Genomic DNA, 23,848 nt, shown 5'->3' with positions numbered 1-23,848 from the left:
TTTTCTCGTACTTTCAAGCGCCCCATGCGCACGAATGGTTTTCATTCGGCTAACAGGATGAGCGACCCCCTCTCCACGACGGTCATCATACCGGATGACCGATTGGCGCAGTTGGAAGAAGAAACCATTGCATCGCTGCAGGACATGACGGGAGAGGACGGCGATGTCCGCCGCTCCATCCTGGCCATCCTCGCCGCGCAGGATCTCCGCCATGACCCGGCATGCGTGGAGGAAAACTACCCCGATTTCCGCTACAACATCGCGCATAGCCCCCGCGGCATCGCGCTACAGGTGGAGAATGCGCCGGGAGTGAATTTCCGGGAAGGCGGGCTGTTGTTGTTGCGACGGAAACAAATCGGGGCAGCGATACGTTCCCTCATCCTTCAGCACCAACTTCACCTGAACGGCGACCCGCAATCACGCACGCAGTTCGTCCACCGTCTCTTGCAGGAAGAAGGGATCCTCGAGCCGGTGGAAGTGCTTGTCGACGACCAGCGCCACGCCATTGAGAATGTCCTCGTGTGGGGCAGCCATAAACCGCAACCTGAGGACTATGACTACTCCGTGGAAATCGGCGAAGAGTGCGGCCACCAATTCCTGCGTATCGTGAACGGATGCGGCCCCGGTACGATGCGTGGAAGCAGCAAGGGCAATGGGACGGGTTTCCGTGATAACGACCTCCCGGGCATCGGGTCCTACGGGTACAGCTGTACCGAAATCATCGCCGCTGCGGAACCCCCCAACAAGTACCTGCAGAGGCTCGTCCTGCTGCCGACCACGGAGACGCGCATTGAGGCGTTCCTCCGGACGAGCCACGGCGTTGCCGTGTTGCCGGGAGGCGCGGGCACGTTGGAGGAATTCTTCATGCTTCTCAGCACCAAACTGCACGAACGAAACCGGGGTATGCCCCTGCCGACCATTCTCACGGCTCCGAGGGCATCGCAGGAATTTGTGACGGCATTGGATACGTTCATCCGAGAAACCGCGGGACCGGAGGCGCAGAAACACTATGAAACCGTCATTCACGACCCCATCGCGGTGTCTCGGAAACTCAGGGAAGGGGCAGCCGCCGTCCGCACCCATCGGGAACAGACTGGACAACCCCCTCTCTGGAACAGGGAACTGTATATCCCTCCGGAATGCCAGGAGCCTTTCGAAACAACGCATGAGTCCGTGGAAGCCTTGCGCCTCACCGCCGACCAGCCTGTCTGGCAGTTGATGGATGTGTGCCGCCGCGTGTGCAAATCCATCGTACGCGGCACCATCATCTCAGACTACGTCGCGCAGGTGCGTGAACGGGGACGGTACCGCCTCCGGGGAGACCGAAACGTCCTCGTTGCCTTGGACAACCTCTTGAAGACGCTCGCACGGCAAGGACGCCTGGGAGGGATGGGGAATGAGCAGCCCTGCTACACCATCAACCAATGACCATGGACCAACCCTCCCCCTACGTGCAGGCTACGGGCTTCGTTGATGAGCGGGGGGTCCGCACGGTATGCGCACAACTGGAGCGCATCCCCTTCCGGGAGAGGAGCGGCCATCGCCTTGCGTTGGGTTTCGGCATGGACCACGAAGCGCTCCGCACGGGGCAATTCGATCGCTCCATCCTCCTGCGGGATCCGGCAGCGTTCCCCGCCCTCCTGAAAGGCGCGGGGGAGAACATGACGATGCTGCACTACACGCCTCCGCGGAGAGGGGCAAAGCAATTGCTGCGGGTCCGGAGCCTGGCTGAAGTCCTCCCGCATGAGACGGCAATCCTCTGTGACGCGGTACAGATCAACGGACAGGCACCCGCTCCCGAGGAAGTGCGCCGCCTGCGCGATACCTACCCGCACATGCAGGTATCACTCCCCCTCGATGCAACGGCAGCCCGATGGGAAACGGACTGCATACTGGAAATGGCGGATACCTATGCGCAGCACATCCACCACCTCCTCATCGACTCGTCCGGGGGAAGGGGGAAACCCGTGGATATGCCCCGGGCGGCTGCCCTCGCGGCAGCCTTGCAACAAGCGTTCCCGCGCCTCGGAGTGGGGGTGGCGGGGGGCTTTGGCGCCGACAACGCGGAGGAACGCATACGCATGCTCCGCGGGAAGCTCGCAACACCGTTCAACGTGGATGCGGAGGGACAGCTCCAGACCAACGGAACCCTCAATCTCGTGAAAACCCTCGCCTACTTCCATGCCGCCCTGCGCGGCTTCTCCTCCTAACTCCCCATGCCCCAGAAGATGACCGACATGTGCCTGGACGACGATCCGATCTCCACGCGGAATCCCCGCATCCGCGACATCCTCTTGGACGAGATCAAGAAAGCCCAGGAGGATCCACACTGCCCCTCGGAAGCCGTTGCGATCCTCCGGACGATGACCGAGGCGGGTGTGCCCATGCGGGACGTGTGCGCCGTGCGCAAATCCCTGCAGCATCTCCTGGGAAGGGAAACCTGCGAACCTCTCAAGCCGCTCATCCGGAATGCCGCAGGGAGGATCAACGAGGCGGTGCGGGAAATACGCGACATCCACACGCCTCTCCTTCCGTACGTGGTCTTGCAGCACCGCATGGAACGGTACAACGGATCCCCCTGGATGGTGGCGGGCTTCACGCATGACGACAAGCTCGCGGGCACCACGGGCGGGCCGCATTTGGCATACATCCGCACCCCGGAGCACATCATGCGCGAGGGGGAGGATTTCCCCGCGGATTGGTTCCTCACGCATGACTTCTTCCGGGACCGTACACCCATGGTTCGGATGCACTCCGAATGCCTGCTGGGAGACATCGCCGTCGCACAAGCACGCTGCGATTGCGGACAGCAGTTCCGAAAGGCCATGGATACCATTGAGGAAGGAGGCTGCGGCATCATGTTCTACATACGCCAGGAAGGAAGGGGAACGGGCCTTGAGGAAAAGTTGCGGCTGCTGGAACTGGCGGAAGGCCGTCAAGGGGGAGTGTGGATCAACCAGACGCTGGATACCGAAACCGCCATGCGCCATGCAGGTCATGCCACCACGGACTACCGCGACTTCCATTTCGTGGGGAAAGCCTTGCGCGGCCTGGGGGTGAGCGGCCCGTTGCGCCTCCTCACGGATAACCCCCGTAAGGTGCAGGACCTCATGCAGCTCGGTTTCCAGGTGGAAGTTGCGGATGCAGCGGGAGACGCGCAGACGATTGAGAACCTGGTGGAATTCCTTTACAAGATTATGCGCGGGTACAGTATCGATCCCTCAAAATTGGGCATCCTCGGCGTGGAACTCCAGCACCTGCATGAAGGGCACCGCATTAATGACGCCCTCTACCACCGCCTCTGCGACTTGTGGGAGTACATCCAACAAGAGACGAACCATAACGTCCCCGGCCCCCTCGTGGAACGGCTGTCACAGGTACAGCACATCCTGCGGCGGCGGAAGAAGAAAGGGGAACTCGTTTGAAGCGGCCGTTCTCACGCCTCCTCGCGCTTCATCATATTCTTCGCCGATTTCAATCCCTGCTTGACCGCCTTGTCGGCCTCCTTGCGGCCTTGCTTGACCATGTCCTTCATGCCCTTCTTGGCCTCTTTGAGCTTATCCGTGGCGAACTTCCTGGCCTTCTTGATGTTCTTTTGAACATCATCGCTTTCGATGAACGCCTTGGCTTCCTTGGCGATCTTGGAGCCGTCCTGCTGCAGGTGCTTGCCCAGCAGCTTGGCCGCGGCTTCGGGGCTCTTGGCCTTCTGCAGTTCCGTACGGAGCTTGTCGTTGCTCAGGAGGTAACCGCCGAGTGCGCCGCCGATGGCACCGAGGAGGAGGGAGAAGCGTTTCATAGGTGTAGTGGGGAAGTGGGAATCATTGTATGGAGACGGACGGCGGAATGCAAAATGATAAATGATAAATGCAAAATGATACCTTTCATTTCGAATTTTGCATTTTGCATTTCACATTACCTCAAATGTCTCCGAAGCTCTTTCAACTGAAGTTCGCTCACGAGCTCTCTCAGCTCTTCGTCTGAAGCCTCGCGTATGGCCGAGATGCTCCCGAACTTCCTCAGGAGCGCCTTCTTCCCCTCCTCCCCAAGGCCGGGGACGGCATCGAGCACGGACGCCTTCGACGACTTCTTTCCCCGCGCCTCGCGGTGGCGGTTGGCGGAGCGGTGGGCTTCGTCGCGCAGGCGCATGAGGAGAAACTTGGCGGAAGAGTCCTGCGGGAAGGTGACGGGGTCCGATTGCCCCGCGATGAACACTTCCTCCTCCCTTTTGGCGAGGCCGAGGACGGGAATAGGGACCTTGAGCGCCGTGAGGACCTCCAGCGCCGCGTTGAGCTGCCCCTTGCCGCCGTCGATGACGATCAGGTCGGGACGGGAGGAGAGTGAGGGATCGGCTTTCCCCGCCTTGGCCTCGTACACCATCACGAGCTGCGGGGGAAAATCGGGGGGAAGCTTGGCCAGGCGTTCCTGGAAGAGCGGCGGCGACTTGATCACATACCGGAACCCGAACGACGCGTACGCGTTCTCTTTTCCCGCATCCACGCACACATACGCCTTCCCCTTCTTGAGCGTCTTGAGCATCATGCGGAGGAGCGCCGACCCCACGGTGGTCTGCTCATGGCTCTCCGCCACCCACACGTGCTCCAGTTCCAGCAAGCCGTTGGGGTGCTTGAAGATGCGTCCCACCGCCGCCACGCCCTCGCCCTCCCGCGCCACGAAGCACTCCTTGTAACGGAGGGGACGGTCTCGGAGGGTGGAGAAGGGATCGCACGCCACGGCGTCCAGCCGCATCTGGTCCGCCTTCCTCGCCTTGCCGAAGGTGACCCCCCGGGACTCCCATTTTTTGGCTTCCGATTCACGTATTTCCGGAAGGTGACGCAGGCGACGCAGGAGCACTTCCTTGAGCGCCTGATAATCATCCACCTCCCCCGCCCGCAGGGAGCGGATGGTGAAGGACCGGTACTGGTCATTGGCGGCCTTCCCCCCCTTGATGACGACCATGCTCCCCACGGTTTCGGTGCCGCCGAGATGGCTGATGTCGTACCCCTCGATGCGCAGCGGGGGAGCGGGAAGGGCGAGGGTTTCCTGGAGTTGGGCGAGCGCCGCCTCCGTATTCCTCTTCTCCGCCTCCCACTTGGCCTCCCGCTGGCGGGCTTTCTCCAGCACGTTCTTCTCCGCCAGTTGAAGCAGTTGGGACTTGCGCCCGCGCGCGGGCAAAATGACCTTCACGCGTCGGCCTTTTTTTGCCGAGAGCCACGCCTCGAAGACCTCCCTCCCGGGTAGCGGGGCGTTGATGAGGATCTCTTCCGGCACTTCCGACCCTTCCTCATAGAACTGGGGGAGGAACTGCTCCAGGACTTCGGAGGGATGCTCCGCGTGGCCTGCCAATGAGAACGTCCTGTCGCCGATGAGGCGGCCGTTGCGCCGCTGCATCACCACCACGTCGGCGCGGCCGGAGAGGAGCGCCACGGCGATGATGTCGGAATCCTCGCCCGAGGTGTCAGTGATCAACTGTTTTCCCTCAAGACGGTCCAGCGCCTCGAGATAATCCCGAAACTGCGCCGCCAGCTCGAACCGCCGGTCCGTCGCCGCCTTCTCCATCCTCTCCCGGATCACCGGCCGCACGCTCTCGTAATCGCCCTTGAGGAACTTCATGACTCCCTCAATGGACTCTTTCTGATACTCCTCCGGCGTACGGCGACCGATACAGGGCGCCGAGCACTTCTCGATGTGGAAATCGAGGCAGGGAGTGGGGCGATCTTTGTGGTGGCAAATGACGTCGAGGTGGATCTGTTCCTGTTTGTTTCCCCCTCCCCCCTCGGGGGAGGGGGCCGGGGGGAGAGGGAGAATCTCCATCGTGCACGTGCGAAACGGGAAGATCGACCGCAGCATCGTGAGCATCGCCCACAGCTCCCCTCCCGTGGCCATCGGCCCGAAATATTTGGATCCATCTTCCTCAATCTTCCGCGCCGCCTCCACGCGCGGGTACGGGTCTTGGACGGTGACGCGGGCGTAGATGTAATTCTTGTCGTCCTTCATCAGGATGTTGTACTTGGGGCGCAGTTCCTTGATGAGGTTCGTCTCGAAGATGAGCGCCTCCACTTCCGTGTTGGTGACGGTGAGGTCGAAATCCGTGATCTGCTCCAGGAAGCTCTGCTTCCACGGCCCGGCCGCCGTGTCCTTGGTCACGTAGGAGCGCAGCCGGTTGCGCAGGTTCTTGGCCTTCCCCACGTAGAGCACCGTCCCCTCCTTATCCAGCCACCGGTAGACGCCCGGGACCGTTGGCGCCTTGGCGACGCGCCGGCGGAGGGTTGCCAGCCGGGGATTGCCGACGAGTTCCTTCTTTTTGGGCAAGGTCTTGCGTCTCAGGTGACCCCCATCATACCCAAAGTGCCGTGTGTAAGGAGTAAAGGAAGGAGAGATGAAGTTATGATGCCTAAAATTCTCCTTGCACCAAAGAAACAACGCATGAAATACACAAGGAGGAATAGGAGGTGGCGCGCCGCGGGGGGTGAAGGGGAAGGCCCTGCTTCGACATGGCCTGCCGACGAGTCAGCCCCGAAACCTTGCAGGGGCTGACGAGGAGGCACAGGGCCGGGCGGAGGAGAGTTCGGCGCGCCGGCGTTTTGGCCACTTTTTCGCCGGAAAAAGTGGCAGCCTATTGCAGTATAATCTCCCTGATCCCATGCGAAAGGAGGCATTGCCATGAAATAAACAATATCGTATTCTCTGCGCTGAATTCAGCGTTTCGCTGTTGATTTTTGTAGCTCTCTTTCCCCCACCTCTATGAGCAGAGAACTCTTCCTGGAGCTCCTCGCCCCCGTCATCGCGGGTGCAGGCCTCCTGTATGCCCTCGTCTTCTGGAAAGGCGTGAAAGAAGCCGACAGCGGCACCCCGGCCATGCAGAAGGTGGCCGCAGCCATCAAGACCGGCTCCAACGCGTTCGTCAAACGCCAGTACCGCACCATCGCCCTGCTCTCCGTCATCGTTGCGGCAGGCATGGTGGTGCTCTACGGGCTGACCCGCACCGATGGATGGACGGCAGGCATCGAAGTGGCCATCTCCTTCCTCCTGGGCGCGCTCCTCTCCGGCCTTTCCGGCATCGTGAGCATGATCGTTGCAACCCGAGCGAACCTCAAGACGGCCAGCGCATCGCAGAGAGGCCTGAATGCAGCCCTCCAGATGGCGCTGCGGGGGGGGACGGTGTCCGCCATCGTCATCACGGCCCTCTCGCTGTTGGGCATCAGCGGCTTGTACCTCACCTACCGCCTGCTCCTGGGCTATGAGCCCCAGGACATCCCCAATGTGATCGTGGGCTACGGGTTCGGCGCCAGCTTTGTTGCCCTCTTCGCGCAGCTCGGCGGCGGCATCTACACCAAGGCGGCGGACGTGGGTGCGGATTTGGTGGGGAAGATCGAAGCGGGAATTCCGGAAGACGATCCCCGCAACCCCGCGGTGGTGGCGGACCTGGTGGGGGACAACGTGGGCGACTGCGCCGGACGCGGCGCGGACCTGTTCGAATCCATCTCCGCCGAAAACATCGGTGCCATGGTGCTGGGCGCTGTGGCCTTCGGCCTCCCCGGCATCATGTTTCCGCTCGTGCTCCGAGCGATCGGCTTGGTGGCCGCCATCATCGGTGTGTACACCGTCAAGGCCAAGCCGAATGAGCTTCCCATGAAAGCCCTTACCAGAGGCTTCTGGGTAACGACCGCCCTCACCACGACCGCCCTCTTCGTCACCTCCTATCTCCTCCTGAATGATGGAGCGCCCGTCAACGGCATGCCCGTCTGGCTCTGGTTCGCCTTTGCGGGCCTCTGCGGCGTTCTTACGAGCGCGGCATTCGTGTACATAACCGATTACTATACCGGCAAGCAGCACCGTCCGGTGCGCGCCATTGCGGACGCCAGCTTGACCGGCCACGCCACCAACATCATCTCGGGCACGGCCATAGGGATGGAATCCACCGCCCTCTCGGTGCTGTCGGTATGCGCAGCCCTCTTCGTCAGCCACTGGCTGGGGACGCAATCGGGCATGCCCGCGGGAGGGATCTACGGTACGGCCATCGCCACCATGGGAATGCTCGCAGTGGTGGGTTATGTGCTCTCCATGGACATGTTCGGACCCATTACGGACAACGCGGGAGGGATCGTGGAGATGTCCAAATCGGCGGAAGAGTACCGCACGGTGACGGACGAATTGGACGCAGCGGGCAACACCACCAAGGCCCTGACGAAGGGGTATGCCGTGGGTTCCGCTGCCCTGGCGGCCTTCCTCCTCTTCTCCGCCTACATGGAGGAGAAGCATATGGAAGTGGTCAACCTGGCCGACATGCGCGTGTTCATCGGCGCGTTCCTGGGCGCCATGGTCGTCTTCTTCTTCACATCGTTGGCCATCCGCGCGGTCGGCCGCGCCGCCTCGGTGATCGTGCAGGAGGTCCGTGACCAATTTGCGGCGCACCCCGGCATCATGCAGGGGACAGAGGATCCCGATTACGCCGCCGCAGTGGACATCGCCACCAAGAGCGCGCTCAAGGAGATGGTCCTGCCGGGTGTGGTGGCCGTACTGGCCCCCGTCCTCATCGGCATCGCGCTCGGCAAGGAAGCCGTGGCCGGCCTCCTCATGGTGGGAACCATCGTGGGCGTCCTCATGGCGGCGTACTTGAACAATGCAGGCGGCGCATGGGACAACGCCAAGAAGCTGATTGAGACGGGCCTCCACGGCGGCAAGCGCAGTCCGGCGCACCAGGCTTCCGTGACGGGCGATACCGTGGGCGATCCCTTCAAGGACACCGCGGGCCCCTCGCTCCACGTGCTCATCAAGCTGTTCTCCACATTGACGTTGGCGCTGGCAGCGTTGTTTATGTGATTTGATACGAATGATCAAGAGGCGCTCTGTAAGGGGTGCCTCTTTATTGAAAGAATAAAAAAAGGGGGGGGTGGCGCGCCGTGGGGGGTGAAGGGGAAGGCCCTGCTTCGACATGGCCTGCCGACGAGTCAGCCCCGAAACCTTGGAGGGGCTGACGAGGAGGCACAGGGCCGGGCGGAGGGGAGTTCGGCGCGCCGGCTTTTGGCGCCACCTTTTCGCCGGAAAAGGTGGCTATCCATTGGTCAAACTGAAGAACAGAAAAAATACAAAATGAGCTACTATGCAATTCTGTTATGCTGTCCTCTGATTCCTCTGCATCTTCTGCATCCTCTGCATCCACTCGTCTCCGTCCTCATCCTCAACTACCGCACCCCCCAGGTGACGGTGCGCTGCGTGCGCGAGCTGCTCAAGCAGACGATCGTGGGGAAGATGGAGATCCTGGTCGTGGATAACCATTCGGGGGATGACTCGGTGGGCGTGCTGCGGAATACGTTCCGGGGGGAACCGCGGGTGCGGATCATCGAGACGCCGCGGAACCTGGGGTTCGGCCAGGGGTACGAAGCGGGCTGCCGCCAAGCCCGGGGGACCTATCTGCTCTTCAACAACCCCGATAAGGTCCTGGTGCCGGACGGCGTGGAGCGGCTGGTGGGGGAGATGGAGCGGGATCCTTCCATCGGCATCCTGGCGCCCAAGTTGATGCATGAGGACGGCACCGTGCGGCTCTCGCCGCGCCGCTTCCCCGGCATCCTGGACCTGCTCGCCAAGCGTACGCTCCTCGGCCGCCTGTTCCCCAAGCGCGTGGCCCGCTACCTGCAGCTGGACCTCCCTCAGGACGCTCCCCGCGACGTGGAATGGATCGCCGGCGGGTGCTTCCTAATCCCGGCGGCGTTCTTCCGGGAGCTCGGCGGCTTCGACCGGCGCTACTTCATGTTCTTCGAAGATATCGACCTCTGCCGCCGCACGTGGAAGGCGGGCAAGCGCGTGGTGTACGAACCCCGGGTGCAGGGGATGGATCGCAAGCGCCGCCTGAGCGACATGAGCGCCTTCCTCATGCCGTTCAAGAAGATCGGCAGGATGCACATCGCCAGCGCCGTGAAGTACTTCTGGAAGTGGGGTTTCTAGGTGGTAGGTAGTAGGTAGTAGGTAGTAGGGAGTAGGGGGTACCAGAATGAAGCAACTGCTCAATTGTTCGTGTGCGGATGTACTACAACCTACTCCCTACCACCTCTATCTTTGGACTGGAAAAAACAACCGAAACGACCACACTTGACACTACCCCAAAGGTATTGACCCCAACAGCTTCATCCCGTACCCTTTCCCAGCTCATGGACATGATCCCCCTCAAAGCGCAGGTTCGAGACGCTTCCGCCAAGCCCCGCAAAATGCGGCGCGACGGCCGCGTGCCGTGCGTGCTCTACGGCAACAAAATCGCGGCCGTCTCCATCAGCTGCGAGGAGAGGGAACTGCACCGGGTGTTCGCGAAGGCGGGGGAGAGCACGCTCGTGGAATTGGATATGGGGGAGAAGAAGGTCCCCGTGCTCTTCAAGGCCATCACATTCGAGCCGGTCTCCGGCCGGGAGGAACATGCGGATTTCTACGTGGTGGACATGAAGCAAGAGATCGAGACGCAGGTGCCCGTGCACTTCGAAGGTGAGGCGCCGGCAATCAAGGAGCAGGGCGGCATCTTCGTCACCGCATACGAGCACGTGACGGTGCGCTGCTTGCCCTCGGACCTCCCCCACAACCTCACGGTGGACATCTCCGGCTTGGTGGAACTCCACTCCTCGGTTTCCGTGAAGGACCTCAAGCTGCCCAAAGGCGTGAAGGTGATGGAGGATCCGGCTACGGTGCTGGCCACGGTGCAGGAGCCGCGCAAGGAAGAGGAAATTGCGCCGCCCGCCGCGGAAGCCGTGCCTGTGGAAGGAGCCGCCCCTGTGGAAGGAGCCGCCCCTGTGGAAGGAGCGCCTGCCGCAACGGCGGAAGCCGCCCCCGCCGCCGCCGAGAAGGGAAAAAAGAAGTAGAGACGCGCCGCTGGCACGTCTTCGTATCAGTGAGTGTTTGTCGAAAGGTCACGGCGCGGCGAACATCATTGGCGCAGGAAATCCGGCACCAGCCCCGGCGGAACCACTCCCTCCACCTTCTCCGCCAGCTCCAGGTCTTCCAGCGCGATCTTGCCGATGTAGAGGCGCTTCAAGTCCCCGCCTTCCTGCGCAAAACGCTCCACGGCGTGCCATCCCCGGAAGTAGACGAGGCTCTTGGTAAAACACCCCGGCTCCGCGGTGTCGTGCAGGCCGCGCTTGAGCTCGATAGCCTTGGTGAGCGCCTTGGCGGGGCGGTACCCCAGCTCCTCCTGGAGGTGGCGCCGCGTGTCCACGAACGAGTGCTCCTTGGCGTAGGCGACGGCCAGCACACTGCGCGCGGGGCCGTTGCGCTTCTCGTGATGGGGGGAGAGGATGCGGTTCTGGTTGAACACGGCCAGCCCCTCCTGTGTGTCCAGGTAGTTCGCGAAGCCCCTCCGGAACAGGGTGTATGGCTGCTGGGAGCCGTTCTCGGACGTGAGGATGTGCGTCTCGATCTCGTGCGCCACCAGTGATCGCACGTGCTCCTCGGAGAAGAGCGCCCCCTCCCGCAGGTACAGCCGCCGCCAGCCCACCGTGCAATCCGCCACAAGCGCCGCCCGCACCAGTACCTGCCACTCATGCAGACCGTACTTCTTCAGTTCCCACTCGAAGACCTCCGCCGCGCGTTCCGCCGTGAGCATCTGGCTCTTGGGCGGGGGAAGGTCGCTGGCGATTCGCGTGCGGAGGAAGTGCTGCGCCGCCCCCAGGATATCCGCGTGCGGCGCCCCGAAGAGCGCCTGGGACGCCGCGGTGAAGCGGGGGGTGTCGCCCCGCGTGCGGATGAGCGCCACCCGCAGCAGGAGTTCCCGCCGCTTCTTGGCCAGAAGCTCCCCCAGCGGCGTCTCGTCGCACGTGACCTTGAGGAGGCGCTCTTCCACGGCATCCAGGTCCACGGGGAGGTCCGGATACAGGAAGAGAGGGCTGTGGGAATCATCGTTCTCCAGGCGCTCCCGCTCCTCGGGCAGGTTGATGGGCTTGAGGTACTTGAGGAGGAGGAGCTGCTCGTCGATCTCCGACAGCGTACGGTCCACGGGACGCAGGTTCACCGTCACGCGCGTGTGGGCGGGGACGAGCGGATGCTTCTTGGTGGGGTCGATGTAGTACCCCTGCAGGTCCCGCCGCCCGATCACCGCGCGCGCCTCACTGCCCGGCACGCTCCCCACGTGGACCAGCGTGGAGATCTTGCGTCCCCCCAGCGTGAACTTCACACGGTAGGTGCGGTCCTCCCCCTTCTCCTCCTCCGTCGCCCCACCCGCTTTCCGAAGCTCTTCGATGAGGTCCTGGCGGAACACGGAGTGCTCGGTGACAGCGGGGGCGATGATCGCCGGAATCTCGATCCGTACGCCCTGCCCGTGGATGGTGAGGGTTTCCTGCACCCCCAGCCGGGGACGGTCCAGCACGGGTTCCCTCGCCTTTGGGTGCACCTTGTGGCCGAAGAGGTCCTGCGCCACGCGCACCCCCTTCTCCGGCGCGCTGATCTTGAGGCCTTTGACGCGCTCCAAGCGCCGTCGCAGGGGCGAGAGGTTGGCCACCTGCAGCATGAGCCCCGCGCGCGCGTTCACCTCCAGAAGCGTAACCCCCTGCTCCCGATCCAGCGTGAAGTCCACGGCCAGGTACCCGATGTTGGTGATGGTCTGGATGCGGGAAGCGAGGAGAAGCATCTCTTCCCAGAAGGGAATGGCGATGCCGGCGGGAGAGCCGCCGTGGGGGAGCTGCGCCAGGTGGCGGTTGCCCTGCACGGCGTGCGTGGTGACGCCCTTGGCGATATCGATGCCGATGCCGATGCCCCCCTGGTGCACGTTCGCCTTACCCCCGCTCTCCGTGGTGGGTACGCGGAGCATGGCCATCACCGGCACCAGGTTGAACACCACGATGCGGATATCGGGCAAGCCGGCGGGACGGAAGGGGGCGAAGGCTTGGTGGGGGGCCAGGATGCGCTCAAAGAACGCGGTATCCGCGCGCCCGTTGACGGAGAACTGCCCTTCCAGAATGTTCTCAATGTGCTCCCGCAACCGCTCCTCGGAAACCTCCACCCTACCCTCCTCCAGGAACCGCCCCTTGCGCCGCCCCTTGAGGATGAGGATGCCTTCCCCGCCATACCCGAAATTGGGCTTGAGGACGCACTCATCGGGGAGGGAGGCGAAATCGAACGCGCGCAGTTGCCAGCGGTTCTCAATGCGCCCGTACACTTTGGCCACGGGAATGCCGCGCGCGGAGAGGAACGCCTTGGTCTTCAGCTTGCTGTCCGCCAGCGCCACCGCCCGCTGGGGGTTGAAGGGCTTGAGGTAGAGCAGGTTCCGCGCGTTGAGGCCCAGGATGCCGTGCTTGACGATGGGGAACATGGAGGAGGAGAGGATACCTCATTCCTCCGCCCTCTGCTGCAGGACGGCCCGGAAACGCACGTACTCCGAAAGCCGCAATCCCGTGTACCTCCCCACGAGGAAGTTCGCCAGGATGGTGAGGAGGAGAAGTTCCGGATACGCCAGAATGAGGGTTTGAAACCAGGACCACTGGACGATGAACACGCACAGGAGCGCCGCCCCGCCGGTCTGTGCGATGCCCGTGGACGCCGACGCCCATCCCTGCTCCGCCTTGGCGGAGAGGAAGCTCTCGGAGAGCGTGGACATGATGAGGAGCACGAAGACGGTATCGCGCGAGGCCACGATGCCGAAGGCTACGTTGATAGCCAGGAGGACGAGGACGAGCATGCTCACCAGCGTGATGATGATGGCCATTTTTGGGATGAAGAGGATATGGAGGCGCCGGACCAGGAAACGGCTCACGGAACCCGCCAGCACGATGAAGAGCAGGAACAACACCCCCACCCACCATCCCAGCGCCAGGAAACTGAGGGCGATGATGGAGGGGACGAACAGGCCATACGTGACCACCCCGATGACCTGCTTGAGGAACGAGAGGATGGTGGCAATGACCGGCAGCATGAGGAGCAGGAGCACGGTCTGGCCTGCGATGCCGCGCACCAGCATGGTGTGGACGAGGAGCGAGAGGGGGCGCCACGGCGGCACGGGGTGCGTGGAAGCGTCCACCACCTCCACGTCTATGTCGCGCTGGCCGGCCCCCTCGAGGAAGGAGGGGACATCGGGCGATTGGAGGAGCGCGCCCAGCGCATCGGGGTGGAGGAGGACCACCCGGTCCGGCTGCAGGACGACAAAAGGGGCGCGGGCCGTTTCCGCAAGCGTTTTGAGGGAACCTCCCGTCACCAGCACGATGCTCCGCCCCCGGACCAGGAGCGACCGGTTGGCGCGGCGCAGCGCCTGCTGGAGGGCGGGGAGAGAACCGGCGGGATCCTTGGTCCACAGGATGATGGCATCCGCCCCCTGCAGCGTGCCGATGTGTTCCCCCAGGTACTGCATGAAGCGGTCCGCCGAAGAGGCGGGGAAGGGAGCGCTCAACGTCTTCACGTACAGGCCGGCTGCAAGACCGGAACCGGGCAGCAGGGATCCGCTCACGGCGGCGATCTGCGCCTCCACGCGCGCCGGGTCCACGCTCTGGTCGGTGATGAGCACCACTTTGCGCTGGTACACTTTCACTTCATGGACCGTCTGGTCCTGCTGCAAATTGCCGTCCACCGTGGTCTGCACCACGAGCCGGAACAGGTAGGTGCCGGGGCGGTCGGGAGTATAGATGGCGTCCACCGTCCTGCTGATGGGCTCGTCCATGCCCCGCACGAACCAGACGTACTGCGGGTTGAGCCCCACGATGCGGCTCTGGGAAGCGTCGAGGAGGATGGGGCGGCGCGCGGGGACGTCTTCCGGTGCGCTGATCACCGCCTGGGTGCGGGGAGGGCCGAGGGATACCTGTGCCAGAAGTCCCCCCGCCGCCTCACCCCCCAGGGGAAGGAACCCGAGAAAGAGGATCGAAGCCGCGAGGCGGACGCTCCACGGCTTCACGCGGCGATGGCGGGAGCGGAGGCGCGCCGCTTCCGCGGCGTGCGCCTGGTGGCGAATTTGGCCGCCTTCCCCCGCCCCGTATGCAGTTCCTTGTACTTCTTGAGCGGCGCTTCCAGTTTTTCAATGCAACGGTCCACCGCATCAATGGGGCTCTTCCGGCGCGATTCCGCCCGGAACTTCTTCCCCGGCAGGGACACGGTGATCATCACCTTCACCTGGTCCTTGTCCTTCTTCGTCGGCCGCCGCTCCGCTTCCACGCGGATGGCGGAAGACTCATCCTTGAGGCGTTCACAGTACGTGGCCAGCCTGCCGAGTTTCTTGGCGAGGACTATCAAATCACGATCGCTGTAATGCAGGCCTTTCTCAAAGTGCTGGACGTTCATAGGGGAGGTGAGGAAGGGGGAAAAGTGGGTCTGACCATAGCACAAATAACCCGCCCCTGACGACGGAGTCGCCCCGTATTCCCCCCCGGGATGAAATTGCGATAGTAGCGAAAATACGCTATAATACCTAGAAAGGGGCACGATCCGCCCCCTTCACAAAAACCCATCCCCAACCTCGCTATGGCCGAAGCACCGATGGAAAACCCAAGCCCGCTGGAGCATTCCCCGCAGGAGCACCGCACGGACACCGAGAGCAATGCAGATGTCACCGCCGGCAGCCGTGAGGCTGTTCAAGTGCAACGCGAACAGCAGAGGAATGTCGTGATAGAGAACACGCGCACTGGTGAGAGCAAAATTGCAGCCGAAGTCGAGAGAGACCGCCCCAAGACCCAACCTCTGCAACCCCCCTCACTACCCGAAAACCAAGAGGCACCACCGGAACAAGCTCAAGAGGGTGAAAAGCGGGAATCCCCGGCGGAAGCAGACAGCATGAAAGCGAAGGCGGAACAGATCCTCGATACGGCGGGACAGAGCGCCGCAAAGGGATGGGAAAAGACGGCGGATATTGCGACGAACGGACTGACAACGGTCATTGCGTGGTTCGGCAAGATATGGGAGAAGATCTCCGGCTTCATCCGCGGCATCCCCCAGAACAGCAAGAAGAGCCTGGCAACACTGCTCACATTCATGGGACAGAAGGAATGGGCGGACAGGCTGCTTGCCCTGCCTGCCGGCATGACGGAGAAGGACCAGAAGGAGCTCGCGGGAATACGCGCGCGGATGAACCCCGGCAAGCTGAAGGAGGAAGGCGATCCCGCGAAGGATTTGGCAATGCTGGAGAAGCTCCGGGCGAACCACGCGGCCCTCCTGCGGCAACACCCCCTCCTCCGCTCGCGATATCCGGAGGGGACGGAGGGCGGGTTCCTGGGATACGCGGATGAAGTGGTGCGGCAAACGCTCAAGCCGGAGAGCGGAAAGGAGTACACACTCGCGCAAGTGATCGAAGCATCCGGCACATTCAACGGCGATGCGGCGGCGCGGACTGCGGAAGCGGCGCAGGAACAGGAAGCGCGCGCCGTCGCACAACCTACGCAAGCCCCGCCCGCAGCGGCACCCGCCGCAGCCGCCCCGCCTCCTACGCAGCAACCCGCTGCCTGAGGAACACTGACCTCCGCTATACTTCCTCCCATGCAGAATCTGCTCCATACCTACCTGTTCCTCATCCCCCTCGTGGTCCTCATCCTCGCGGAGATCACGAAGATGCTCGTGGAACAGGTGAAGACGGGATCCGGGCACTTGCGCCTCTTCCACCCGGGCGGCATGCCCAGCTCGCATTCCGCGTTCGTCACGTCCCTCCTCATCATCGTGGGGAAGAAGCTGGGCGTGGAATCCGTGGAGTTCGCCATCGCGTTCGTGTTCGCTTCCATCACCTGGTACGACGCCTTCAGCTCGCGCCACGCCATCGGGGAACAGGCGAAAATCCTGAACCGCCTGCAGCACTGGCAGCATTTGACGGAGCGGCTGGGGCACACCCTCAAGGAGGTCGTCGGCGGCATACTGTTCGGGGCACTGGTAACGGCCATGGGGGTGTGGATTGCCGGATGAACGAGGGGGTAGGTTGTAGGTGGTAGGTTGTAGCCTTCTGTTCAGGGACGTATGGAAGGTGTGTGTAGCTTTTGTATCATGGCATTGAGCATGCGCATAATTTCGGAAAGAAGGATTTCTATTTTTTCGGCAAGTGCTGAGTCTCCATACTTCAAGCGTCGGGATATCTCCAATTGTGTTTCAAGTTCAGCCCCTGATCCAAAAGCGATCAGGAGAAAATGCCGATAGTCAGCTTTGGTTCCGCGCCTTTTCCCTTCTGCGATGTTCGAGGGAACGGACACTGCGCATTTTCTCATTTGTTGCACAAGATTGTACATTTCGGACCGTGGGAAACGTTCCGTGTACTGATAGACGATTTCGACGAGACTCATCGCCTTTTGCCAAACGACAAGGTCCTTATGGGACCGTATTGCATTCAACATCAACTATACTTTACATCTTTACCTAATCCCCTACAACCTACCCCCTACCACCTACTCCCTACTCTAATACTCCTCTCAGCAAAGTACCGGTGATATATGCCACACTTGTCGCAACCGTCCCTACCGCCAACACTTCCACCACACCCCGCACCACGCGCTCCCGCGTGACGATGCTCCGCGTCACACCCACGAAGAGGAGAGCGACGGCCGTGGAGAGGACCGCGACAAGGAATTGGTGCTCTCCGCCCACCCCGAACAGGTACGGGAGCAGCGGCACCGCGCCGAAGAAGCCGAATCCGAGGAACGTGGCAAGGGCGTGGAGGAACGGCCGGGACGTGGTCTCCCCCGTCAACCCGTGCTCCTCGTGCATCATGGTCTTGGCCCACATGTTCTTGTCCCCCGTGATGATCTGCACGGCGCGGTCCAAATCCGCCCCCGTGAACCCCTTGGCTTCGAAGACCTCGCGGATCTCCTCGCGCTCCATCTCGGGGACATGCTCGATTTCCTGCAGCTCCTCCTTGAGGATGCGCTCGTACTGGTCCTTCTCCGCCTTGATGGAGAGGTACGCTCCCGCACCCATGGAAACCCCGTCGGCCAGCAAGTTGGCGACGCCCAGGATGACGATCACCGAGACGGGAAGCTCCGCTCCCACCGTGCCCGCCACCACCGCAAAGGTTGTGACGATGCCGTCGTGCGCCCCGAAGACGATGTCGTGGATGAAGGGGCCCAGGGCGCTGCCGTGGATCTCCTGCGCCCGGTGCTGCGCCAGGCGGTTCTTGATGTCCGGGTGGTTCATCATGGGCGTATGGTAGCAGGCGGAGGGGAGGGGGATACAACCGCCTATGGCCGCCACCCGCTCCGGATGATAGGCTGGCCGCATGCTCCTCTCCCGGCTCTTCGCCAAGACTTCCAAGACTTCCGTCGCCGACGCCGACAGCCGCAATGCGGAACTGCTTGTGCGCGCGGGTTTCGTGGCCAAGACCATGGCCGGTGTGTACTCGTTCCTCCCCCTCGGCCTCCGCGTCCTGCGGAACATCGAGACGGTCGTCCGGGAGGAGATGGAGGGCATCGGCGGGCAGGAAGTCCTCCTCTCCGCGCTCTCCCCCCGGGAGTACTGGGAGAAGACGGGACGGTGGGACCGGAAAGTGTTCGACGTGCTGTTCCGCGTCCCCGCCGCCGGGGAGCAGGAGTACGGGCTCAACCCCACGCATGAGGAGATCATTACGCCCATAGTGAAGCAATTCGTACACTCCTACCGCGACCTCCCCTTCGCGGCCTACCAGATCCAGACCAAGTTCCGCAACGAGCTGCGGGCCAAATCCGGCCTCCTGCGCGGGCGCGAGTTCCTCATGAAGGACCTCTACTCCTTCCACGCGGACCAGGGTGATTTGGAGAAGTACTACGCCACGGTGCAGGGCGCGTACGACCGGGTGTTCGAACGGATCGGGCTGGGGGAGAAGACCTACCTTACCTACGCCGCCGGCGGCACCTTCTCCAAGTACTCCCATGAGTACCAGGTGCTCCTGGAGAACGGGGAAGACGGCATTTTCGTGAGCGTCGAAGCGGAACGCCAAGGGAAACGCATCGCGGTGAACAAGGAAATCTACGAACCGGGGAAGACCGTTTGCCCCGTGACGGGAGGCAAGGAGTTCCGCGAAGCGAAGGCCTCGGAAGCGGCCAATATCTTCATGTTGGGCACCAAGTTCTCGCTGCCTTTCGGCCTCACATACAACGCGAAAGACGGCACGATGAAGGAGGTGGTGATGGGTTGTTACGGCATCGGCATTTCCCGCCTGATGGGGATCATCGCCGAAGCGTTTGCGGACGAACAGGGGTTGGTGTGGCCCGTCGCCGTCGCGCCCGCCCGCGCCCACATCATCCCCATCGTGAAGACGACGGAAGAGGAAGCCTACGGCGCCGCCGTGACGCTGCGGGAAACACTGGAGCGGGAGGGCATCTCCACCCTCTTCGATGACCGCGTGGACCTTTCCGCGGGCTCGCGCATGGCCGATGCGGACCTCATGGGCTTGCCCTGCCGCATTGTGGTTTCCCCCAAGACACTCAAGGCGCAGGGCGCGGAACTCAAGGACCGCCGCACGGGTACGGTCACCCTCGTCCCCCTCACGGACGTCCTCGGCAACCTCCGGGCTGTATCTGCCTGACGGAACGGAGCGCGTCCTGGGCGAACAGAAAGCTGTTGGAGTGCCGGCATTTTGCCTGCCGGCCGAAGTCCCGCGCTCTATTTCCTTGAAAACAGCGCCTTCACGCTCTCCCACAGGCGTGGCGCCACTGCACACTGCTTCTCCACTGCCACGATGTCCGCGGGGGAAAGGGCAATGGGGCCTGTTTGGTTGAGGCGGTACATCACGGAATCCGGCTCACTGAGGTGGCCGATGCCCAGGGCATGCCCCATCTCATGCGCCAAGAGGCGGATGAGCTCGTCCTGTTTGCTGAACGCGTACACGGTGATGCTCTGCGTGCCCCAAACGCGCTCGTACGCCCCCGCTTCGTACTCCTCCCCGATACTCTCCCCCACGTCCTGGTACTCCTCGATGGACATGTTTTCCTGCTCGGCGACGCGGCGCAGCATCCCCACGAGCGCGTTCACTTCGTCCACGGCGTCTCGCAGCGCGCCCTGTTGGGCATTGATGCGGTCCGCGAGGCGGTTGACGCTCTGGCGCTTACCTTCCAGGCGGTTGTAGTCCTCCTCGCTCGGCCCCCGCGCCTGCACCGACTGCAGGTCCGAATCGTAATCCGTCCGCTCGCGCTGGTAGGTTGCTTCCTGGGCATCGTACGCCGTCTGGAGGCGCAGGTACGCCGCGCGCTTCTCCTCATACTGCGCATGGAGGGTGGTGTACGCGTCCTTCCCCTGGTCCAGCCGGAGGCCGATCTCCTCCAGCCGCTCCCGTGCCGCCTGCCGGTTGTCATACACGGCGCGGATGACCATGCCCCCCGTGCCGACCCTGTGGAAGAGACCGCGTCCCGTGGCGCCTTCCCACAGCGCTTCCGCCATCTCCACTGCCAGCGCGAACTTCTCCTGTCCCATGCCAAAACGCGCATCCACCCGCCCCACGCTGTAGACGATGGGTTTCCGGCACGGCAACTGCCGGTACACAAAGAGACCGGCGACAGTGAGGAAGAGGAGAGTGAGAGTCCAGGAGACGATGTGTTTCACCATGGGGGAGATCATACCAGAAGACCGTTTCTCGTTTTTCGAACAACGGGAAACGTCACGCTCTCCGCGCGTACTCCTTCACCAAATCCAGCAGCGCCTCCTCATCCATGTTGCTCTTCACGAAGTAGGACGCAGCCCCCAGCGCTGTGCACCGTTGCCTGCTGCGGTCATCGCTGAGGTTGGAGAGAACGACAACGGGGAAGGCATGGCCGCTCTCCCGGAGGGATTCCAGCACGGCGTACCCGTCTTTCTTGGGCATGAGAAGATCCAGGAAAAGCAGAACCGGCGCACGCTCCTCCACCGCAGCAAGCGTCTCCGCGCCGTCCCGCACGCTCCGGACGGCGTACCCGCTCTCCTCCAGCGTCAGCCTCATCATCTCCCCGATGGTCAGGTCGTCCTCCGCGAGAAGGATGTAGGGTTGCGGCATGAAAGGAAACGGATGCGGAGCCATCATTCCAACCCCGGGTGTATCCGTCAATGATCTCTCCATTCTTTTGGCAAAAGGATGCTAAAAACTGTGCCCTCTCCCTCCCGGGACCGGAAGGTCGCCTTCCCCCGCAACAGACGGACGACGGTGGCCACCAGGTACAGGCCGAGCCCGGTGCCGTTGGGCTCGTGCATCACCACGTTGTCGCCGCGGAAGAACTTGCTGAATACCCGCTCCTGCTGGTGCATGGGGATGCCCAACCCCGTATCGCTCACCGTGATGCGGACGTCCGAGCCCTTCTCCCCGGCCTCGAAGCTGATGCTCCCCCCCGGGGGCGTGTACTTGATGGCGTTGGAGAAGAGGTTCGACACGCACTCGCGCAGTAAGCGCCGGTCCGTGCACAGCGTGAGCGTGGGGGGGATGTCCACCCGGACGCCCAGGCGCTTCTCCTTGCAGGGGCCGCTGAATTCCTCCCGCAGCGCCTGGATGAGGTCCCGCACGCACACATCCTCCATGCGCACGGTCACCTTGCCCGCCTCTATTTGGGAGATGGTGAGCATGGCGTCAATGATGCCGGCCAGGTTCACGGTGGCGCGGCGGGCTTCCTCCAGCAGACGCATGTCCCCGTCATCCACCTTCCCCCGCAACGTGCGCAGGGCACGCCCCAAGGTCCAACGGACGCTGGTGAGGGGCGTGCGCAGTTGGTGGGAGGCGAGTGCCACGAACTCGGACTGCGCCATCTCCTCCACCTTCCGACGGTGGATGTCCTGCACCTGGACGATGAAGTAGAGCGGCACCCCTTGCGTGTCCCGCACGAGGGAGGCATTGGCAAGGGCCCAGAAGGCGTAGCCCCGCTTGTGCAGGAGTCGTACCTCCACCTGGATGGCGTCATGCAACCCGCTGATCATGGCGCGCTTCTGCTCTTGGATGAAGGGCTGATCCTCCGCATGGATGATGTCCAAGGGACGGACCTGCGCCGCATCCCGCTCCGCATACCCCATCATGCGGGCGAGGGCCGCGTTCACCTCCAACAGGGCGCCCTCCGGCGTCAGGAGGCACATCCCCAGCGAGGAATCGCGGAAGGCGCGCGTGAACTGCTCCTGGCTCACCGCCAGCTCCCCTGCGCTGCGCTCCGCCTTCTCCTCCAAGGAACGGTACGTATGGCGCAACTTGGCAGTCATTTCCGTGAAGGAGGACGTGAGCTGCCCGATCTCGTCGGTACCCAGGGAACCCGCGGGGAAGATGTGCAGGTCGCCTTCCGTCACCTTCCGTACCTGCCGCGTGAGCTCCGCGAGAGGGCGGATAAGGGAGGAGCGGAGGTAGAAGGAGAAGATCAGAAGCAGGAGGATGCAGAGGGCGGCGAAGAACGTGGACACTTCCATGGCCCGCTGCATGAGCCGTTGCCCGTTCTCCACGTGCTGCCCGAGCAGGATGCTGTGGTACTTGTTCACATCCTCCGATTTTGCTTGGCTGGCCCGGGTGAGGATCATCCATTTGTCCAGCGTGAACCCCGCCGCCGCTTTGTCCCCAAGCCGGATGGCCTCCACCGCTTGCACGCGCATATCCCGGACCTTGTCCCGGCTGCGGATGTACTCCTCGGTGAGTTCCTTTCCCCGCCCTGCAAGCGTGAGGGTGGAGAGCTGCTCCAACAATACACGTTCCGCCGCCTCCGCCGACCGGATGGAGGGGAGCATATGCGCGTCCCCCGTGAGCGCATAGGAGAGCAAGTCGGTTTCCAGATGGCGTCCGCGGTTCGCCAGCTCATGGTTGACATCATGGATTTCCAGGAAGGTGTCCGTATACCGGGAGAGTTCTCGCTGGCGGTCGGCAAACTGGAAGAGCAAGTACAGCGAGAGCGTTCCCCAGATGGCGATGAGGATGCCGAACGGCACGAGGATCTTCTTTGCTAACGTCATAGTTTTGATTCGAGGGTGACGGCGAGCGGATCCATGGAACGCAGGAGTTGCGGATCGATGAGCATCTCCGTCTGCACGGGGAACGGGCATTCCCCCTGGTCGCGGAACCATGCCGCTTCGTTCTCCAGTATGGACATGAGCACGTTGCTCAACGTCACATGGAAGTCAAAGTGCGGCCAGAATATCGCCAACTGCTCGGGCGGGATCTTCAGGTTCCGCTGCACGATGGCCCGCCCTTCTTCCGGGTGCTCCCCCATGAACCGCTCGGCCCTCTTGAACGCATGCAACAGGCGTTCCAGCGCACCCCGCCGGCGGGCACTGTCTTCGGAACGGACCATGAGGACGGAGGATTCCGTATACACGTCGGAGAAGACCGTCTGCGTTTGTTCCCGCGCCGCTTGCGCGGCATCGGAGAGGATCGGGTTCCAGAGGGCGAGCGCTTGCACTTCCCCCTTCTCCCATGCCTCGAGGGACGCGGGCAACGGAATATCCTTCACGATGATGTCGCGGAACGTGAGGCCGTGGAAGCGCAGGAGTTGCTGCAGGACAAACTCCGCATTCGTTCCACGGGGGACGCCCACGGCCTTCCCCTTCAGGGAGACGATGTCCGCACCCGTCCCCCGCAAAATGAGGCCGGTGTTGCGCTCCGAGGTATGGAGTTGGGCGAGCGCCACAAGGTCTTTGCCGTCGCATGCTTGCCGGAGCAACGGGGTTTCGTACGCCACGGCCGCATCCGCCTTCCCTTCCACCAGGGAACGGACGGCATCCCTCCCCACACTATGGGGCTGTAGGACGACCTCCATTCCTTCCTGCGTGAAGAAGCCCCGGTCTTCCGCCACGTAGATGAGGGCGGAGGAGATGAGGGAAGGATACGCGAGCGTGAGTGTCCGGGATCCCCGCGTTGGGGTAAAGAAGCCGATGGCGACCATGCCGGCAAGGGCAACCACCGCTCCCAGGCCGATGATCGCTACCGGAGGACGACGCATGTGGAGGAAGAAGAATAGCGTGCTGGAGAGCGGGAGGGAAAGCAGAACGACACATGGAAAAGTACCAAGCTCCAAGCACCAAG

At 62.7% G+C, this 23,848-nt stretch carries 19 protein-coding genes; 9 read left to right on the top strand and 10 right to left on the bottom strand.

The window, feature by feature from the left end; all coding sequences use genetic code 11:
• Window positions 1-24: 24 nt before the first annotated feature.
• Genes WC698_00220 through WC698_00210 form a run of 3 tightly spaced genes read left to right on the top strand, consistent with a single transcriptional unit; the run spans window position 25 to window position 3,425 of the window.
• Window positions 25-1,428 carry a pyrimidine/purine nucleotide monophosphate nucleosidase domain-containing protein gene (locus tag WC698_00220; GenBank protein ID MFA6038679.1) on the top strand — a complete coding sequence of 468 codons (1,404 nt, stop codon included), beginning with the start codon at window positions 25-27 and terminating at the stop codon, window positions 1,426-1,428.
• 2 nt (window positions 1,429-1,430) lie between these two features.
• On the top strand, window positions 1,431-2,210 hold the full coding sequence (locus tag WC698_00215) for a hypothetical protein (protein MFA6038678.1): 780 nt from the start codon (window positions 1,431-1,433) through the stop codon (window positions 2,208-2,210).
• A gap of 6 nt (window positions 2,211-2,216) precedes the next feature.
• Complete coding sequence (locus WC698_00210; protein ID MFA6038677.1) at window positions 2,217-3,425, top strand: hypothetical protein; 1,209 nt, start codon at window positions 2,217-2,219, stop codon at window positions 3,423-3,425.
• Between the two features lie 11 nt (window positions 3,426-3,436).
• Here WC698_00210 and WC698_00205 read toward each other — a convergent pair whose 3' ends face one another.
• Together WC698_00205 and WC698_00200 are read right to left on the bottom strand one after the other, a co-directional pair.
• Entirely contained in the window at window positions 3,437-3,796 is a 360-nt protein-coding gene (locus tag WC698_00205; protein ID MFA6038676.1) for a hypothetical protein, read from the bottom strand.
• A 116-nt stretch (window positions 3,797-3,912) separates the two neighbouring features.
• Entirely contained in the window at window positions 3,913-6,309 is a 2,397-nt protein-coding gene (locus WC698_00200) for a GNAT family N-acetyltransferase (GenBank protein MFA6038675.1), read from the bottom strand.
• Window positions 6,310-6,741: 432 nt separating this feature from the next.
• Between WC698_00200 and WC698_00195 the strand changes: the two genes are divergently transcribed.
• From WC698_00195 to WC698_00185, 3 genes are all read left to right on the top strand, one after another.
• Entirely contained in the window at window positions 6,742-8,820 is a 2,079-nt protein-coding gene (locus WC698_00195; GenBank protein MFA6038674.1) for a sodium-translocating pyrophosphatase, read from the top strand.
• A gap of 270 nt (window positions 8,821-9,090) precedes the next feature.
• Entirely contained in the window at window positions 9,091-9,942 is an 852-nt protein-coding gene (locus WC698_00190) for a glycosyltransferase family 2 protein (protein MFA6038673.1), read from the top strand.
• Window positions 9,943-10,145: 203 nt separating this feature from the next.
• Window positions 10,146-10,841: a 50S ribosomal protein L25 gene (locus WC698_00185; protein ID MFA6038672.1), complete on the top strand. Its 696-nt coding sequence runs from the start codon at window positions 10,146-10,148 to the stop codon at window positions 10,839-10,841.
• A gap of 65 nt (window positions 10,842-10,906) precedes the next feature.
• Here WC698_00185 and WC698_00180 read toward each other — a convergent pair whose 3' ends face one another.
• The 3 genes from WC698_00180 to WC698_00170 are packed head-to-tail and all read right to left on the bottom strand — an operon-like array spanning window position 10,907 to window position 15,234.
• Complete coding sequence (locus WC698_00180) at window positions 10,907-13,282, bottom strand: tyrosine/phenylalanine carboxypeptidase domain-containing protein (protein MFA6038671.1); 2,376 nt, start codon at window positions 13,280-13,282, stop codon at window positions 10,907-10,909.
• An 18-nt stretch (window positions 13,283-13,300) separates the two neighbouring features.
• A complete protein-coding gene (locus WC698_00175) occupies window positions 13,301-14,851 on the bottom strand; it encodes a 7TM domain-containing protein (GenBank protein ID MFA6038670.1) in 1,551 nt (516 codons plus the stop codon).
• Window positions 14,848-15,234 carry an HPF/RaiA family ribosome-associated protein gene (locus WC698_00170; GenBank protein ID MFA6038669.1) on the bottom strand — a complete coding sequence of 129 codons (387 nt, stop codon included), beginning with the start codon at window positions 15,232-15,234 and terminating at the stop codon, window positions 14,848-14,850. Before WC698_00170 ends, WC698_00175 begins: the two co-directional genes overlap by 4 nt.
• Before the next feature lie 180 nt (window positions 15,235-15,414).
• Here WC698_00170 and WC698_00165 point away from each other — a divergent pair, with 180 nt between their 5' ends.
• Both WC698_00165 and WC698_00160 read left to right on the top strand, forming a co-directional pair.
• Window positions 15,415-16,392 (top strand): hypothetical protein, encoded by a 978-nt coding sequence (locus tag WC698_00165; protein ID MFA6038668.1) that lies wholly within the window; start codon window positions 15,415-15,417, stop codon window positions 16,390-16,392.
• 30 nt (window positions 16,393-16,422) lie between these two features.
• On the top strand, window positions 16,423-16,839 hold the full coding sequence (locus tag WC698_00160) for a divergent PAP2 family protein (GenBank protein MFA6038667.1): 417 nt from the start codon (window positions 16,423-16,425) through the stop codon (window positions 16,837-16,839).
• A gap of 480 nt (window positions 16,840-17,319) precedes the next feature.
• Here the strand turns inward: WC698_00160 and WC698_00155 are convergent, their stop codons facing one another.
• Window positions 17,320-18,060 (bottom strand): VIT1/CCC1 transporter family protein, encoded by a 741-nt coding sequence (locus WC698_00155; GenBank protein MFA6038666.1) that lies wholly within the window; start codon window positions 18,058-18,060, stop codon window positions 17,320-17,322.
• A gap of 79 nt (window positions 18,061-18,139) precedes the next feature.
• Between WC698_00155 and WC698_00150 the strand changes: the two genes are divergently transcribed.
• Window positions 18,140-19,423, top strand: coding sequence for an aminoacyl--tRNA ligase-related protein (locus WC698_00150; GenBank protein MFA6038665.1), 1,284 nt, complete (start codon window positions 18,140-18,142; stop codon window positions 19,421-19,423).
• A 77-nt stretch (window positions 19,424-19,500) separates the two neighbouring features.
• Here the strand turns inward: WC698_00150 and WC698_00145 are convergent, their stop codons facing one another.
• The 4 genes from WC698_00145 to WC698_00130 are packed head-to-tail and all read right to left on the bottom strand — an operon-like array spanning window position 19,501 to window position 23,765.
• Complete coding sequence (locus WC698_00145) at window positions 19,501-20,439, bottom strand: matrixin family metalloprotease (GenBank protein MFA6038664.1); 939 nt, start codon at window positions 20,437-20,439, stop codon at window positions 19,501-19,503.
• 52 nt (window positions 20,440-20,491) lie between these two features.
• Entirely contained in the window at window positions 20,492-20,863 is a 372-nt protein-coding gene (locus WC698_00140) for a response regulator (protein ID MFA6038663.1), read from the bottom strand.
• Window positions 20,864-20,910: 47 nt separating this feature from the next.
• Window positions 20,911-22,779: an ATP-binding protein gene (locus WC698_00135; protein MFA6038662.1), complete on the bottom strand. Its 1,869-nt coding sequence runs from the start codon at window positions 22,777-22,779 to the stop codon at window positions 20,911-20,913.
• The gene (locus tag WC698_00130) at window positions 22,776-23,765 is read right to left on the bottom strand and encodes an ABC transporter substrate-binding protein (protein MFA6038661.1); all 990 of its coding nucleotides are present in this window, start codon (window positions 23,763-23,765) and stop codon (window positions 22,776-22,778) included. The genes WC698_00135 and WC698_00130 overlap by 4 nt, the downstream gene beginning before the upstream one ends.
• Window positions 23,766-23,848 lie beyond the last annotated feature (83 nt).

The organism is Candidatus Peribacteraceae bacterium (assembly GCA_041661065.1).
Classification (GTDB): Bacteria; Patescibacteriota; Gracilibacteria; order Peribacterales; family Peribacteraceae; genus CAIKAD01.
This window is presented reverse-complemented; position numbering and strand designations above follow the sequence as displayed.

Coding starts and splice junctions, on each gene's coding strand:
- WC698_00220 (MFA6038679.1), top strand. CDS start 25: ATGCGCACGAATGGTTTTCATTCGGCTAACAGGATGAGCGACCCCCTC.
- WC698_00215 (MFA6038678.1), top strand. CDS start 1,431: ATGGACCAACCCTCCCCCTACGTGCAGGCTACGGGCTTCGTTGATGAG.
- WC698_00210 (MFA6038677.1), top strand. CDS start 2,217: ATGCCCCAGAAGATGACCGACATGTGCCTGGACGACGATCCGATCTCC.
- WC698_00205 (MFA6038676.1), bottom strand. CDS start 3,796: ATGAAACGCTTCTCCCTCCTCCTCGGTGCCATCGGCGGCGCACTCGGC.
- WC698_00195 (MFA6038674.1), top strand. CDS start 6,742: ATGAGCAGAGAACTCTTCCTGGAGCTCCTCGCCCCCGTCATCGCGGGT.
- WC698_00190 (MFA6038673.1), top strand. CDS start 9,091: ATGAGCTACTATGCAATTCTGTTATGCTGTCCTCTGATTCCTCTGCAT.
- WC698_00185 (MFA6038672.1), top strand. CDS start 10,146: ATGGACATGATCCCCCTCAAAGCGCAGGTTCGAGACGCTTCCGCCAAG.
- WC698_00180 (MFA6038671.1), bottom strand. CDS start 13,282: ATGTTCCCCATCGTCAAGCACGGCATCCTGGGCCTCAACGCGCGGAAC.
- WC698_00170 (MFA6038669.1), bottom strand. CDS start 15,234: ATGAACGTCCAGCACTTTGAGAAAGGCCTGCATTACAGCGATCGTGAT.
- WC698_00165 (MFA6038668.1), top strand. CDS start 15,415: ATGGCCGAAGCACCGATGGAAAACCCAAGCCCGCTGGAGCATTCCCCG.
- WC698_00160 (MFA6038667.1), top strand. CDS start 16,423: ATGCAGAATCTGCTCCATACCTACCTGTTCCTCATCCCCCTCGTGGTC.
- WC698_00155 (MFA6038666.1), bottom strand. CDS start 18,060: ATGATGAACCACCCGGACATCAAGAACCGCCTGGCGCAGCACCGGGCG.
- WC698_00150 (MFA6038665.1), top strand. CDS start 18,140: ATGCTCCTCTCCCGGCTCTTCGCCAAGACTTCCAAGACTTCCGTCGCC.
- WC698_00145 (MFA6038664.1), bottom strand. CDS start 20,439: ATGGTGAAACACATCGTCTCCTGGACTCTCACTCTCCTCTTCCTCACT.
- WC698_00140 (MFA6038663.1), bottom strand. CDS start 20,863: ATGCCGCAACCCTACATCCTTCTCGCGGAGGACGACCTGACCATCGGG.
- WC698_00135 (MFA6038662.1), bottom strand. CDS start 22,779: ATGACGTTAGCAAAGAAGATCCTCGTGCCGTTCGGCATCCTCATCGCC.
- WC698_00130 (MFA6038661.1), bottom strand. CDS start 23,765: ATGCGTCGTCCTCCGGTAGCGATCATCGGCCTGGGAGCGGTGGTTGCC.